General features: G+C 63.5%; 12 protein-coding genes. 3 read left to right on the top strand and 9 right to left on the bottom strand.

Annotation, left to right across the window (positions count from 1 at the left end):
- Positions 1-11 precede the first annotated feature (11 nt).
- The 6 genes from ISM_RS15055 to ISM_RS15030 form a co-directional block, all read right to left on the bottom strand.
- Positions 12-473 carry a hypothetical protein gene (locus ISM_RS15055; RefSeq protein WP_156783413.1) on the bottom strand — a complete coding sequence of 154 codons (462 nt, stop codon included), beginning with the start codon at positions 471-473 and terminating at the stop codon, positions 12-14.
- Positions 460-891: a DUF1036 domain-containing protein gene (locus ISM_RS15050; protein ID WP_156783412.1), complete on the bottom strand. Its 432-nt coding sequence runs from the start codon at positions 889-891 to the stop codon at positions 460-462. Before ISM_RS15050 ends, ISM_RS15055 begins: the two co-directional genes overlap by 14 nt.
- Positions 892-1,004: 113 nt before the next feature.
- Positions 1,005-1,964 (bottom strand): agmatinase, encoded by a 960-nt coding sequence (gene speB, locus ISM_RS15045; RefSeq protein ID WP_009815052.1) that lies wholly within the window; start codon positions 1,962-1,964, stop codon positions 1,005-1,007.
- A 68-nt stretch (positions 1,965-2,032) separates the two neighbouring features.
- On the bottom strand, positions 2,033-4,558 hold the full coding sequence (locus ISM_RS15040) for a penicillin-binding protein 1A (protein WP_040618128.1): 2,526 nt from the start codon (positions 4,556-4,558) through the stop codon (positions 2,033-2,035).
- A 109-nt stretch (positions 4,559-4,667) separates the two neighbouring features.
- Positions 4,668-5,900, bottom strand: coding sequence for an N-acetylmuramoyl-L-alanine amidase (locus ISM_RS15035; protein WP_009815050.1), 1,233 nt, complete (start codon positions 5,898-5,900; stop codon positions 4,668-4,670).
- Positions 5,901-6,127: 227 nt separating this feature from the next.
- On the bottom strand, positions 6,128-7,270 hold the full coding sequence (locus ISM_RS15030; protein WP_040618126.1) for a pyridoxal phosphate-dependent aminotransferase: 1,143 nt from the start codon (positions 7,268-7,270) through the stop codon (positions 6,128-6,130).
- Positions 7,271-7,333: 63 nt separating this feature from the next.
- On the opposite strand from ISM_RS15030, the gene ISM_RS15025 reads away from it, so the two are divergent.
- From ISM_RS15025 to ISM_RS17825, 3 genes are read left to right on the top strand one after another with little or no spacing between them, the layout of a single operon-like run.
- A complete protein-coding gene (locus tag ISM_RS15025) occupies positions 7,334-8,662 on the top strand; it encodes a M48 family metalloprotease (protein WP_040618125.1) in 1,329 nt (442 codons plus the stop codon).
- 5 nt (positions 8,663-8,667) lie between these two features.
- Positions 8,668-9,414, top strand: coding sequence for a DsbA family protein (locus tag ISM_RS15020; protein ID WP_009815047.1), 747 nt, complete (start codon positions 8,668-8,670; stop codon positions 9,412-9,414).
- Positions 9,411-9,926 carry a hypothetical protein gene (locus ISM_RS17825; protein ID WP_156783411.1) on the top strand — a complete coding sequence of 172 codons (516 nt, stop codon included), beginning with the start codon at positions 9,411-9,413 and terminating at the stop codon, positions 9,924-9,926. Before ISM_RS15020 ends, ISM_RS17825 begins: the two co-directional genes overlap by 4 nt.
- Before the next feature lie 3 nt (positions 9,927-9,929).
- Here the strand turns inward: ISM_RS17825 and ispG are convergent, their stop codons facing one another.
- The 3 genes from ispG to hemA all read right to left on the bottom strand — a co-directional run bounded on the left by ispG (position 9,930) and on the right by hemA (position 13,721).
- Positions 9,930-11,051, bottom strand: a complete 1,122-nt coding sequence (gene ispG / locus ISM_RS15010; RefSeq protein ID WP_009815045.1) for a flavodoxin-dependent (E)-4-hydroxy-3-methylbut-2-enyl-diphosphate synthase — start codon at positions 11,049-11,051, stop codon at positions 9,930-9,932.
- 83 nt (positions 11,052-11,134) lie between these two features.
- Positions 11,135-12,382, bottom strand: a complete 1,248-nt coding sequence (locus ISM_RS15005) for a helix-turn-helix domain-containing protein (protein ID WP_040618123.1) — start codon at positions 12,380-12,382, stop codon at positions 11,135-11,137.
- Between the two features lie 115 nt (positions 12,383-12,497).
- Positions 12,498-13,721, bottom strand: a complete 1,224-nt coding sequence (gene hemA / locus ISM_RS15000) for a 5-aminolevulinate synthase (RefSeq protein WP_009815043.1) — start codon at positions 13,719-13,721, stop codon at positions 12,498-12,500.
- Between the last annotated feature and the right edge of the window lie 174 nt (positions 13,722-13,895).

Here is a 13,895-nt window from a genome sequence, read left to right as displayed (position 1 = left end):
CGCCGCCGCCTTCAGCAGGTGATATAGCTTTCCACATAGGGACCGCGCAGCACCCGGAGGACAAACATCCCCTTGAGCCGTTCGCCTTTATATTCGAACTCATGCGCCTCTTTCCTGTTCTTGATGATGATATCGGTGTCGCCCTTCTTGTTGGCCGCCACCACGAGCCGCGCATTGTCGCGATGCCGAACTTTGGTATCGCCCTTATAGGGCATGATATATTCGCCGCTCGCCATCGTGTACCAGCCCGCCTTGCGCCAGACATCGGGCGCGGGCGAATAGAGCACCGCCACCTGCAAATCGAGATGGCATTGGTTCACCAGCACCAATTGCCGGGCGCGGTTCTTGTCCCGCTCGGCCATGGCGGGCAGGCTCAGCGCGCCCAGCAATAGTGCGGCCAGCCCAAGGATCAGGGCACGGCGCGGCGAACGGGTGTCTCGGCGCGTGGCACCGGTTCGGTCAATATCTGTCACAGCGCATCATCCAGTCGAAAATATCGTCGCGCGTCTCGCCCGTGGCCGGATAGGCCTTGAGATAGCGTTCGTCGCCGGCCTTGATCAGCAACATCTCATTCAGCTTCTGCGAGCCCAGCTCGGCATCGTTGAAATAGCCATGGCCGCTGGCCGTGTCGGCATAGACATAGAGATATTTGCTGAACTCATGGCGGATCGTCTCGCCATCATGGTTGAGCGTGGTGCGCGCCCCCGGCGCGATCGTGTACCAGCCAGCGGTGCGCCAATCGCCCGCCGTCGGCTGATAATAGAGGTAGAGATACATCTCTTCGGGGCATTGGTTGGTCACCCGCACCTTCGGCCCCGCGGCCTGCGCCGCCCCCGCCGCAAATGCGAGCGCGGCGGGTATCATGCCGAGCCGCGCAATCCATCGTCGCATGTCTGAAATCCCTTTCGCCAATCGTCGCCTGATAATGTCGACTTAGAATGGCGTCAGGAAAGCACAGGGATATGAAGGGGTAAACCCCTCAGGCCACTCTCAGAGCTCTGCGGCTACCCCGCCCGGTGGTGCAAGACCCTTCCAATGGCGTTCATCAGGATCTGTGCCGCAAGGATCGTCGTGCTGCCGGAATGGTCGTAATCCGGGGCCACTTCGACCAGATCCATCCCCACCACATCGCCGCGCCGCGCCAGCCCGTCCAGCAGTTCGAGCACCTCGTAATAGAGAAATCCGCCATGGCTCGGCGTGCCGGTGCCCGGCGCAATCGAGGGATCAAACCCGTCGATGTCGATGGTCACGTAATAGCGCACGCCCGCGGGGATCCGGTCGAGCACGGCGTCGACGCCCAGCTTGCGGAACTGGCGCACCGACAGGATGTCCGAGCCCATGGCGCGGGCATCGTCATAGCCCTCCTTGGCGGTCGAGCTCACATTGCGGATGCCGATCTGGCTGAGCCCGGTGACATAGGGCTTTTCCGCCGCGCGGCGCATCGGGTTGCCATGGCCATGGCGGACGCCGTGGCGCTCATCGACGAAATCGAGATGGGCGTCGATCTGCACGATATGGATCGGCTCTTGGCCCTCAAAGGCGTTGATACAGGGGATGTTGATCGAATGATCGCCGCCGAGCACCACCGGCAGCGCCCCCGCTGCGAGGATCTTGCGCACGCCAAATTCGATATTGGCATGGCTCTGTTCGGTGTCGGTGTGGATGATATCGGCGTCACCCAGATCGACCATCCGCACCTTGTCGGCGGGCAGATAGGTGATGTCATCCTCGTGGTCATAGGCACCGCCATGACCAAAGGAGAAAAGCGTCGAGGCCTCGCGAATGCCGCGCGGCCCAAACCGCGCCCCGGACCGCCATTGCGTGCCGAAATCGAACGGCGCGCCGAGGATGGCGACATCGGCCTCTATCGCGTCCCAATCGGGCTGATAAGGCGATTTGCCAAAGGTCGAAATCCCCACAAACGGCAGGTTCAACCGCCCGCTCTCATAGCCATGTCCGCTCATGCCCAGCCCTCCCTCTTGCGACGCATCGGGTCAGGGTAATCGGGGCCGGGCCGATTTGGCAATCGCGATCAGTAGAGCCCGCCGGAAGAGATCGAGCCAAAGGTGGCTTTCTTGCCGACCTTGCCGGTCTGACCGTCCGACGTCGTGACCTCGCGGATCGTGTCCCGCTCGCCGGTGGCAAAGAGTTCGAGGTCATTGCCCATGGCAAAGCCCCCGTCAAAGGCGATGCCAAAGATCGGCTCTTCGCCCTCGCGGAAATACTCGGCCACCACATTGGGCCCGCTCGCATCATCCGACAGCCGCGCCCCGGTGAAACGGTCGATCTTCATAAAGAACCCGCCCGGCGGCACTTTGAATTCGCCGCCGCCATATTTGGCCGTCGCCTTGCGCATGAACTCGGTGAACACCGGCCCGCACATGCCCGCGCCATAGGCGCCACGGCCCAGGCTCCGGGGCTGGTCAAAGCCGATGTAGCAGCCCGCCACGATATTGCTGGTAAAGCCCACGAACCACACGTCGCGCGCGTCATTGGTGGTGCCGGTCTTGCCGGCCACCGGCACGCTGAGCTTGACATGGTTGCTGGCGGTGCCGCGTTCGACCACGCCGCGCATCATCGAGGTGAGCTGATAGGCGGTGATTGCATCCATCACCCGCTCGCGGTCCGACACGATGCGCGGGCCACGGCTCTCGGGGATGCCGGGATCGGTACAATCGACACAGGTGCGCGGATCGTGGCGATAGACCGTGCGGCCATAGCGGTCCTGCACCCGGTCGACCAGCGTCGGCTCGACCCGCTCGCCGCCATTGGCGAACATCGCATAGGCCGCCACCATGTTATAGAGCGTCGTCTCTTCCGACCCGAGCGAGTTGGCGAGAAACGGGCTCATATCCTCATAGACGCCAAAGCGTTCGGCATAGGACGCCACCACATCCATGCCGACCTCTTGCGCGAGACGGATGGTCATCAGGTTCCGCGACTGTTCGATCCCGGTGCGCAGCGGCGTCGGCCCATAGAATTTGTTGGACGAGTTGCGCGGCCGCCAGAGGCCCTGCGGCGTGTTGATCTCGATGGGCGCGTCGACGATGATCGTCGCGGGCGTATAGCCGCTGTCGAGCGCGGCGGCATAGACGAAGGGCTTGAAACTCGAGCCCGGCTGACGCTTGGCCTGGGTGGCGCGGTTGAAGACCGAGTTCTGATAAGAGAACCCGCCCTGCATCGAGATCACCCGCCCGGTGTTCACGTCCATCGCCATGAAGCCGCCCTGCACTTCCGGCACCTGCCGCAGGGTCCAGCGGATGAACGCGCCCTCGCCATTGCTGCCTTCGGTCATGCGGCGCACATGCACCACGTCGCCCACTTCGAAATTCGCGGCGAAATCGCCCCGCAGCCAGGAAATATCCTTGCGCGGCACCACCGGCGGCTCCGCATCATTGATGGTGCCCTCGATGCCAAGGGTCATCTGCTGATCCTCGATCTTGCGCACCACCGCCGGATACCATGGCCCGTCGAGATCGATATCACGCGCCACGCTCACATTGGCCAGCGCCTCGCGCCAGGCCGCGTCATCCGTGGCCACTTCGGCGGGGATGCTCTTGCCGGTGCCACGCCAGCGGCCAATGCCCCGGTCATATTCCTCGAGCTTGCCCTGCAGCGCTCGGGCCGCCACCACCTGCAATTCCGGGTCGAGCGTGGCGCGCACGCTCAGACCGCCCGTAAAGAACTCGGCCTCGCCGAAATCCCGGCTGAGCTGACGGCGGATTTCATCGGTGAAATAATCGCGCGGCGGCAGCGCCTTGGCAAAGGGCTCGTAATCGCCGTTCTGCACCGAACGCAGCGGCTCATCGACCTCCGTCTCATAGGCGGCCTCGGTGATAAAGCCGTTCTCGCGCATTTCGCGCAGCACATAGTTGCGCCGCTGCAAGAGACGGTCCTTGCGCCGCACCGGATGGAAATCCGACGGTGCCTTGGGCAGCGAGGCGAGGAACGCCGCCTCATGCGGGGCGAGCTGCGACAGGGTCTTGTTGAAATAGGTCTGCGCCGCCGCCGCCACGCCATAGCTGTTCTGACCGAGGAAAATCTCGTTGAGATAGAGCTCGAGGATCTTTTCCTTGTCGAGCGTCTCTTCGATCCGCGTGGCGAGGATGATCTCCTTGATCTTGCGCTCAAGCTTGCGGTCGCCCGACAGAAGGAAGTTCTTCATCACCTGCTGGGTGATGGTCGAAGCGCCGCGCACGTTTTCGCCCCGCGACCGCACCGCCTCATAGGCGGCGGCGGCGATCCCGCCCGCGTCATAGCCGCCATGGGAATAGAAATTCTTGTCCTCGGCGCTGATGAACGCCTGTTTCACCAGCTCGGGGATTTCATCCGCCGGGGTGAAAAGCCGCCTCTCGCGGGAAAATTCGTCAATGATGCGGCCTTCGGTCGAAAAGATTCGGCTGATCGTCGGCGGCGTGTAATTGGCGAGGCTCTCATGGCTCGGCAAGTCCTTGCCATAGATATAGAAAACCGCGCCAAGACTGACCGCAATCAACATCACCCCCATGGTCAGGAGGGTAAAGATCGTACCGAAAAACGAAAGAATGGCTCTTAGCACTGCGGCCCCCGCATCAATTCACCTGCCCATATAGGCATCGCCGCGCCCGGCGTCAAAACATCCCCGCCGTGACGCTGGGCCAAAACCCGCCGCCACGCCGTCACATAACTCACTGGCGCACCAGCTCGGCCGCCGCCTCGTCGGCAATGGCCCAGGCGCGGATCGCATCCGCCACCGCCACCGCCATATGGTTGCGCCACTCTTCATCCAGAAGATTGCCGCGATCGCTCTCGGACGAGAGAAACCCAAGCTCGAGCAGAACCGAGGGAATATCGGGCGATTTCAGCACCGAAAACCCCGCCGCGCGCAGCGCGTGGTTGTTCACCGGCAGCTGTTCTTCGCGCAAGGCCAGCACGATGGCCCGCGCCAGAAGATCGGACCGGGGTCTTGATTCGAGCCGCGCCAGATCCATCAGCACATCCGCCACCACATCGTCGCTCTGGCTGAGATCGACGCCCGATAGCAGATCGTCGCGCTCGTGACGCTCGGCCAAGGCCCGGCTCGCCGCGTCGCTGGCATCGGGGTCGAGCGTATAGACCGTGGCCCCTCGCGCGCCCCCCTCGCTCAGCGCATCGGCATGGAGCGAGATGAAAATATCGGCCTTGCGCTCATGGGCGATGGCCACCCGCCGCTCGAGCGAGACGAAGTGATCATCCTCGCGGGTGAGCATGACCTCGACATCACCGCCCCGCAGCAGAACCTCCTTGAGCTGCCGCGCAAAGCTCAGCATGAGCTCTTTTTCCACCGCGCCATCGGCCTCGGCCCCGGGATCGATGCCGCCATGGCCGGGGTCGAGCATGACGCGCAGCGGCCCATGCGGGTCACGGGCCACCGGCGGCTTGCCCTCGCCCGGCTTCGGCGGTGCCCAGCCGGCAATATCGGGCACACCGGCGCTGGCCGCAAACTCGTCTGCGTCGGTGTCCTCGAGCCAGAGCGACAGCGCCGCCCGCCCCGTCGCCCGGTCAATCGCCATATTGGCGCTGCGCAGCACCAAGGGCGCGTTGAGGTCGAGCACCATCCGCGACCAGCCGGGGCGGATCTTGCCCGCCCGCACCGCCAGCACCTTGTCGCCTTGCAAAAGCCGCGTGGCGCTCAGCGTGCTGAAATCCACCTCGCGGAAATCGAGGACGAGCCGTTTTGGCGCGTCGAGCGTATAGGCGCGATAGGGCACGCCTTGGCTCAGATCGAGATCGACCTGCACCCCGCCATTTGTGTCGGCCACCCGGCTCGTCTCCGGATCGAACCGCGCCAGACCGCTGAGCGCGGCCGGGGCCGGCGCTTGGCTCTGGGCCTGGGTCTGGCTCTGGGTCTGCTCTTGCGCCTGAAGGGGCGACCATGACATCGGACCTGCGGCCAAAGCGGCGCAGAGAATCAATCTGGGCAAAGATCGGATCATTGGGGCTGCTCGATAATCTTTTGGTTGCCAAAGCTATAGCAAACCGTGCGCCCCAAGACGAGAGGCCGCAACGCCCTCTCGTCCTCTGCCGCGAGACGCGATTTTGCGCACTGTCGCTTTGCTGTCGTTTTACCGACGCGATACCGACGTGGCATTATCCGTCACTTTCCGGCCTATCGCGCCGCCATGAACTCCGCCAACCGGCGCAGCCCTTCGCGGATATCCTCGGTCGCCCGCGCATAGGAAAACCGGATCGTGCCATGGCCGCGCTTGGGATCGAAATCGAGCCCCGGCGTCACCGCAACCCCTGCTTTTTCAAGGATTTCCGCTGCGAAAGCCCGGGAATCCTCGGTCAGATGCGAGACATCCGCATAGACGTAGAACGCCCCGTCCGGCGGCGCGATCCGGTCGAACCCTGCCTTCGGCAAACCGTCGATCATCAACTGTCGGTTCACCTTGTAAACCTCTAGATTCGCTTGCAATTCCTCGTCACACCCCATCGCCGCCAAGGCCGCCACCTGGCTCGCATGGGGCGGGCAGATGAAGAGATTTTGCGCCAGCCGTTCAACCGTGCGCACATGATCTTGCGGCACCACCATCCAGCCCACACGCCAGCCCGTCATCGAGAAATATTTCGAGAAGGAATTGATCACATAGACCTCGTCCGAGATCTCCAGCGCGCTCACCGCTTTGCTGTCATATTCGATCCCGTGATAGATCTCGTCGCTGATAAAACTCGCCCCCTGCGCCCGCGCCGCCTCGATCAACTCCGCCAGCGCCGCATGGTCCAGCATCGTGCCCGACGGATTCGCCGGGCTCGCCACCATAAGCCCTTGCAAATCATGGCCTTCCAGGTCCTGCGCCACCGGTTGCAGGCGGTTTTCCGCTTTCGTCTCGATCTCCACCGGGACCAAGTCGAGCGCCTTGAGAATCTGCCGATAGGACGGGTAGCCCGGCATGCCGATCCCCACCCGGTCGCCGGCATCAAAAAGCGCCGTAAAGGCGAGGATGAACGCCCCCGAAGAGCCCGAGGTGACAACCACCCGCTCGGGCGAAATATCGAGCCCGTACCACGACTTATAGAGCCCCGCGATCCGTTCGCGCAGCGCCGGCAGGCCGAGCGCCACGGTATAGCCCATCGCGTCGCCCTCCATCGCCTGCGCCAGTGCCGCGCGCGCCCCCTCAGGCGCGGGCGTGCCCGGCTGACCCACTTCCATATGGATGATGTGACGCCCCTCGGCCTCGGCCCGGCGGGCGGCCTCCATGACATCCATCACAATAAAGGGATCGACCTGGGATCGGGTTGAGTTCCGCATGGGTTTCTCTCACATTGTTGCACAGTCACCCAGCCCATTCACTTGGTTAAGGGGTTGCCGTCAATGCAACTTGTACGACTTTTTGCAGCGATCCTCATTCTTGGCCTCGGGATGACCTCCCCGGCCCGGGCGCTGACGCTGTTGCGCGACCCCGATATCGAACATGCGCTGAAACAGCTCGCCACGCCGGTGCTGCAGGCCGCCGGGCTGAGCCCCGCGCGGGTCAAGATCCTGGTGATTGACGACCGCAATCTTAACGCTTTCGTAGTGGATCAGGATCATATCTTTATCCATTCCGGGCTTTTGCTCAAAATGCGCACGCCGGAAATGCTGCAGGCGGTGATTGCCCATGAGGCGGCCCATATCGCCAGCGGCCATCTGGTGCGCCGCCCCGTCAATATGCGCAACGCGCGCACAGCGGCTGGGATCGGCGTGGCGCTTGCCGCGGCGGCAGGTGCCATCTCGGGCAACGGACAGGTGGCGGCGGCAGGCGCCGTGGGCGCCACCAACACGGCGCTGCGGCTTTTCTTCGTGCACACCCGCGCCGAAGAAAGTTCCGCCGACAGCGCCAGCGTGCGCTATCTGCTGCGCGCCGGGATCGACCCGCAGGGCGCGGTCGAGGTGATGGAGATTTTTCGCGGTCAGGAAGTGCTCAGCGAAAGCCGCCAGGACCCCTATTCGCGCTCGCATCCGATGTCCTCGGACCGCTACCGCGCGGTCAAGAGCCTCGCCGATGCCAATGCCCGTCCGGGGGCCAAATCGCCCAATGCCGACTATTGGTTCGCCCGCGCCAAGGGCAAGCTTTCGGCCTTCAAACTCTCGCCGAAATGGACGCTCACCCGCGCCGGTGAAAGCGGCTTTCAGGATGTGAAACTCATGCGCGAGGCCGCCGCCCATCACCGCCAGTCGCGGATGGATCGGGCGTTGCGCTCGATCGACGGGGCGCTCGCGATCCGCCGCAACGATCCCTATTACCTAGAGCTGCGCGGCCAGATCCTGATGGAGAACCGCCGCTTTGCCGAGGCCGCCAACAGCTATGCCCGCGCGGTCAACGCCGCCCCCAATGATGCGCTGATCCTCGGTTCCTATGGGCGGGCGCTGCTGGCGCAGGGGCAAAATGACAAGGCCCTGCAAATTCTCACCAAGGCACGGTCCCGCGACGTCGGCGATATTCGCGTGATGCGCGATCTCGGCGTCGCCTATGCCAAATCCGGCAATCGCGGTATGGCCTCGCTGGTCACGGCCGAACGCTATGCGCTGCAGGGGCGGATGGCGGATGCCGGGCTTCACGCCGGGCGCGCCTCGGACCTTTTGCCGCGCGGCTCCGCCGGTTGGCAACGCGCTCAGGATGTGCTCTCTGCGGCCAAGGCCGCTCAACGTAAAAGGAAATAAAGTTGATGACCCGTTTTCTCACCTCGACCGCGCTCGCGCTCACCCTGGCGCTGCCTGCGGCAGCCCTCGATCTCGGGTCGATGACCGATGCCGAACGCAGCGCGCTGCACGACGAAATCCGCACCTACCTGTTGGAAAACCCCGAAGTGATCATGGAGGCGGTCGCCGTTCTCGAACAGCGCCAGCAACAGGATCAGGTCAGCGCCGATCAGGAAATGGTCAGCCGCAACAGCGACGCCATTTTCAACGACGACCACTCTTGGGTCGGCGGCAATCCCGAGGGCGACATCACCATCGTCGAGTTCCTCGATTACCGCTGCGGCTATTGCAAACGCGCCTTTGGCGAGGTCAAGGAGCTGCTCGAAACGGATGGCAATATCCGCTTTATCGTCAAAGAGTTTCCGATCCTCGGCGAAGCCTCTGTGATGGCCTCGCGCTTTGCCATCGCGACCAAGCTCGAAGCCGGCGACGAGGCCTATGAGAGCCTGCATGACGGGCTCATGGCGTTCAACGGCGATATCACCGAGGCGGCGCTCAAGCGTCTCGCCACCTCCTTCGGTCTCGATGCCGATGCCATTGCCGCGCGGATGGAGGATGAAGAGGTCTCCGAGGCCATCGCCCAGAACCACGCGCTCGCCGGCGCGCTGCAGATCACCGGCACGCCGACCTTCGTGATGGGCGATCAGATGGTGCGCGGCTATGTTCCACTCGAGGGCATGGAACAGATCGTGGCCGAGCTCCGCAAGGAGTGAGCCGCCGTTTAGAGTTTTTCGCAGGCCCGCTCTTGGCAGCGGGCCTGTGTGTCATCCCGGGGCTTGCGGCTGCGGGCGACACCCGATTTTCCGAGCTGAGCGCGACCGAACGCGCCAACCTGGGCGCCGAAATCCGCGAGGTTCTGCTCTCCCTGCCCCGTGATCTTTTGCCAGATGCGCCGCCGCCCACTGTCGATCTCTATGCCGATGCGGTGAGCGATGATCTGGCGCAGATCGCGGCCCATAGCGCCACGCTCTTTGGCCCGGACGCACCGGCGCGCAGCATCGCCTTTCTGACCCGTGACGTTTGTGAGAACTGTACTCAGGCCCTGACCGAGCTGCGCGATCTGGCGGAGGCGACCGGCTGGCAGGTGCGGGTCCTCGACATGGCCGCGCACGCCGACATCGCCCGCGCGCTCGAGCTCGACACCGTGCCAAGCTATGTGCTGCCCGACATGATGCTGCGCGGCGCGATGCCCGCGATTGTCTTGGAAAAATACCTGTCGCGCTAGGGCTTACTCGGCCGCTTGCGCCTCGGCCTCGATGGTGGCGGCGCGCTTTTCCACCTCTTCGACGATATGGTCGATCATCTGATCATTGGACATCTTGTGGCTCGCCTTGCCCGCCAGATAAACCATGCCCGACCCGGCCCCGCCGCCGGTAAAGCCCACATCGGTCATCAGCGCCTCGCCCGGCCCGTTCACCACGCAACCGATGATCGACAGGCTCATCGGGGTCTTGATATGTTCGAGCCGGGTTTCCAGCGCCTCGACGGTCTTGATCACATCGAACCCTTGCCGCGCGCAGGACGGGCAGGAGATGATGTTGACGCCGCGATGACGCAGCCCGAGGCTCTTGAGGATCTCATAGCCGACCTTCACCTCTTCCACCGGATCGGCCGACAGGCTCACCCGGATCGTGTCGCCGATACCCATCCAGAGCAGATTGCCCATGCCGATCGCGCTCTTGATCGTGCCGGAGGTGAGCCCGCCCGCCTCGGTGATCCCGAGATGGATCGGCGCATCCGTGGCCTCGGCCAATTGCTGATAGGCGGCGGCGGCGAGGAACACGTCCGAGGCTTTGACCGAAATCTTGAACTCGTGGAAATCATTGTCCTCGAGAATGCGGATATGTTCGAGCCCGCTTTCGACCATCGCCTCTGGGCAGGGCTCGCCATATTTCTCGAGCAGATGCTTTTCGAGACTGCCGGCATTGACCCCGATCCGCATCGAACAGCCATGATCCCGCGCCGCTGCGATCACCTCGCGCACGCGTTTTTCATCGCCGATATTGCCCGGGTTGATGCGCAGGCAGGCCGCGCCCGCCTCGGCCGCCTCGATGCCGCGCCGAAAGTGGAAATGAATGTCGGCCACGATGGGCACCGGGCTTTCGCGCACGATCTCCTTGAGCGCCTTGGCCGAAGCCTCGTCCGGCACCGAGACGCGCACGATATCCGCCCCCGCCTCTGCGGCGGCGGTGACCTGCGCGATGGTGCCCTTGATGTCGGTGGTGACCGTGTTGGTCATGGTCTGAACCGAGATCGGCGCGTCGCCCCCCACCGGTACAGAGCCCACATGGATCTGACGGGATTTGCGGCGCTCGATATTGCGCCAGGGGCGGATCGGATTATGGGTCATCGGCGGCGGCCTCTGTCAAAGCGGTTCACGCCCTACATAGGGGCTGTGCCCCGGTCAGGCAATCGACTGTCTGCGATGCGGGCTTATTGGGCGGGCTGCTCTTGCGTGGTGGGCTGGCTGAGCTCGGCCACGTAGCGCTTGAGGTCCGCGTCCTGCGTCAGATCGGCGACGGCATAGGTCTCGGCCAGCGCCTCTGCGTCGAGCGCCAGATTGGCGGTGACCGAGCCGCGCGGGCCGACGGGGCCGTAATGTTGCCCGTTGACGCGGAAATAAATCGCGCCGCTTTCGCCGACCCGAAGGCTCGGCGCGGCTTCCATCACCGGCACGTTATAGGTGTCGCCCGCGTTCATGATCGTCTCGTAGATCACGCTGCCATCGGCCGCGCGGACCCGCACCCAGGCCGGGCGCACGGCGACCATCTGCACACCGGGTTCCGGCGCGGCCAGAACCTGTGGCGACATGGCCTGGGTCAGCGCGCCCTCGATGCCGCCGGTCGCCTGCGGGCCTTGGGCCGTAGCAAACTGCGGCTGGCTGCTGCGGTCGATGGTTGGGCGGATGGTGCCGACCTGCGTCGGGCTCAGCGTCGAAATCGGCGCATCACGGGCCACCAGCACCGGCACATCAAGCGCCTCGGGCCGGTAGAGCCGGTCGAGCGCATCCTCTTGCGGCGCGGCAAACTGGCCGGTGCCGGCCTGCGCCACATCGGTGCCCGCCCCGGACACGCCGCTCAGCGGGTCGAGATCGGCGAGCACATCGGGGGTGTTTTCCACCGGCGCCACCTGCACCTGCTGCACCTGATTGAGCACCGCCCAACCGCCATAGCCAATACCACCGATCAGCGCGGCCAGCACGATGAGCGAGCCGATCGCACCGGGTTCGATCCGCGAGAACATGCTCTCGGCGGCGGGCACAAAGGGGGTTGAGGGGGTCATCAGAGGATCGTCGAGACCGCGCTTGGCGCGGGTCTGGCGCGGCGCCTCTTCCTGGCGTTTGGACGAAGCGGCCGAAGACATGCCATGGGCCGTCGAAAATCCGCTTTCGGCGCAGAACCCGGCGAAGGCCTGATCCGGATCCATCCGGAGATAGCGCGCATAAGAGCGCACATAGCCGGGAATAAAGCCCGGCGTATCAAAGGCATCGGGGTCGCAGTTTTCGATCGCGGCGATAAAGCTGGCTTTGATCCGCAGTTCGCGTTCGACATCGAGAAGGGATTTCCCGAGCGTGGCACGCTCGCCGCGCATCATATCACCAAGACGCAGTTCGAAAGAATCAAATCCGTTCGGAGTCTGCTCGTCCTGCTGCTTAGCGCGCGTTCCTCGACGCAAAATCATAAAGCCTGCCCTTCATCGTACTTGAACTATGACCCGAACGTCCCGATTCGGATCATGCTCATGTTCTTTTAACAAAGGCTATCATACTGCAAGGAAGATTGCAGTAATGTGGCGATCAGGCGGAAATATCGGCACGATTTAGCGCACAATGATTCCAAAGCTCATCCATCGCCTTAACGACCCGATCAATATCATCGGGGCCATGGACCGGCGAGGGGGTGAAACGAAGGCGCTCGGTGCCGCGCGGCACGGTCGGGAAATTGATCGGCTGCACGTAAATGCCGTGCCGCTCAAGCAGCATATCGCTGATGATCTTGGTGTGGACCGGATCGCCCACCATGACCGGCACGATATGGCTGCCATGATCGATGAGCGGCAGGCCAAGCCCCTTGAGCCGCATCTTGAGAATGCGCGCCTGGGTCTGCTGCTGATCGCGCAGGCTCTGATCGGTCTTGAGGTGGCGCACCGAGGCCGCAGCCCCCGCCGCCACTGCCGGTGACAGCGACGTGGTAAAGATGAAGCCCGGCGCATAAGACCTTATGGCGTCGCACATTTTCGCGCTGGCCGCGATATAGCCGCCCATCACGCCATAGGCTTTGGCAAGGGTGCCGTTGATGATGTCGAGCCGATGCATGAGACGGTCACGTTCCGCCACACCGGCGCCGCGCGGGCCATACATGCCGACCGCGTGGACCTCGTCGATATAGGTCAGCGCGCCGAACTCGTCGGCAAGATCACAGATTGCCTCGATCGGGCCGAAATCGCCGTCCATCGAATAGATCGATTCAAAGGCGATCACCTTGGGGGCCGCCGGATCATCCGCCTCGAGCAATTCGCGCAGATGGTCGAGGTCATTGTGCCGGAAAATCCGCTTTGCCCCGCCATTGCGGCGCACGCCTTCGATCATCGACGCATGGTTGAGCGCGTCGGAATAAATGATCATGCCTGGGAACAATTTGGGCAGCGTGCTCAATGTCGCGTCATTGGCGATATAGGCGCTGGTGAAGAGAAGCGCCGCTTCCTTGCCATGCAGATCGGCCAGCTCGGCCTCGAGCGCCTTGTGATAGACCGTGGTACCCGAAATGTTGCGCGTCCCGCCCGAGCCCGCGCCAGTGGCGTCAATCGCCTCGTGCATCGCGTCGAGCACGGCGGGATGCTGGCCCATGCCGAGATAGTCATTGCCGCACCAGACGGTGATCGGCTGGTCCGTGCCATCGGGACATTTCCAGGTCGCATGCGGAAAGTGACCCTTATGCCGTTCAATATCAATGAAGGTACGATACCGGCCTTCCTCGTGGAGACGGGCGATGGCCTGATCCAGTTTCGCGTCGTAATTCACCTAGGGTCTCCTCGGTCTTCACGCGGACCCTTGGCCCGGCCGGGGCCCTCCCCGGAACATATCTTCGCGGTTGAATATAACCGAAAAGCACATATCGCAACACCTCAGACTGCCCCGCGACCGGGTGCCGCGCCCCCGGCGGGCCCGCGCACGGCTTCTGCTGGACAGTGGACG

Source organism: Roseovarius nubinhibens ISM, from assembly GCF_000152625.1.
GTDB classification, from domain to species: domain Bacteria; phylum Pseudomonadota; class Alphaproteobacteria; order Rhodobacterales; family Rhodobacteraceae; genus Roseovarius; species Roseovarius nubinhibens.
Note: the sequence above shows the minus strand (reverse complement) of the source record. Positions and strands in the feature narration are given on the sequence as shown.

What these genes read in the sequence shown, in the direction of transcription:
- ISM_RS15050 (WP_156783412.1), bottom strand. Translation starts at nt 891, where the DNA reads ATGCGACGATGGATTGCGCGGCTCGGCATGATACCCGCCGCGCTCGCA.
- speB (WP_009815052.1), bottom strand. Translation starts at nt 1,964, where the DNA reads ATGAGCGGACATGGCTATGAGAGCGGGCGGTTGAACCTGCCGTTTGTG.
- ISM_RS15035 (WP_009815050.1), bottom strand. Translation starts at nt 5,900, where the DNA reads ATGTCATGGTCGCCCCTTCAGGCGCAAGAGCAGACCCAGAGCCAGACC.
- ISM_RS15030 (WP_040618126.1), bottom strand. Translation starts at nt 7,270, where the DNA reads ATGCGGAACTCAACCCGATCCCAGGTCGATCCCTTTATTGTGATGGAT.
- ISM_RS15025 (WP_040618125.1), top strand. Translation starts at nt 7,334, where the DNA reads ATGCAACTTGTACGACTTTTTGCAGCGATCCTCATTCTTGGCCTCGGG.
- ISM_RS15020 (WP_009815047.1), top strand. Translation starts at nt 8,668, where the DNA reads ATGACCCGTTTTCTCACCTCGACCGCGCTCGCGCTCACCCTGGCGCTG.
- ispG (WP_009815045.1), bottom strand. Translation starts at nt 11,051, where the DNA reads ATGACCCATAATCCGATCCGCCCCTGGCGCAATATCGAGCGCCGCAAA.
- ISM_RS15005 (WP_040618123.1), bottom strand. Translation starts at nt 12,382, where the DNA reads ATGATTTTGCGTCGAGGAACGCGCGCTAAGCAGCAGGACGAGCAGACT.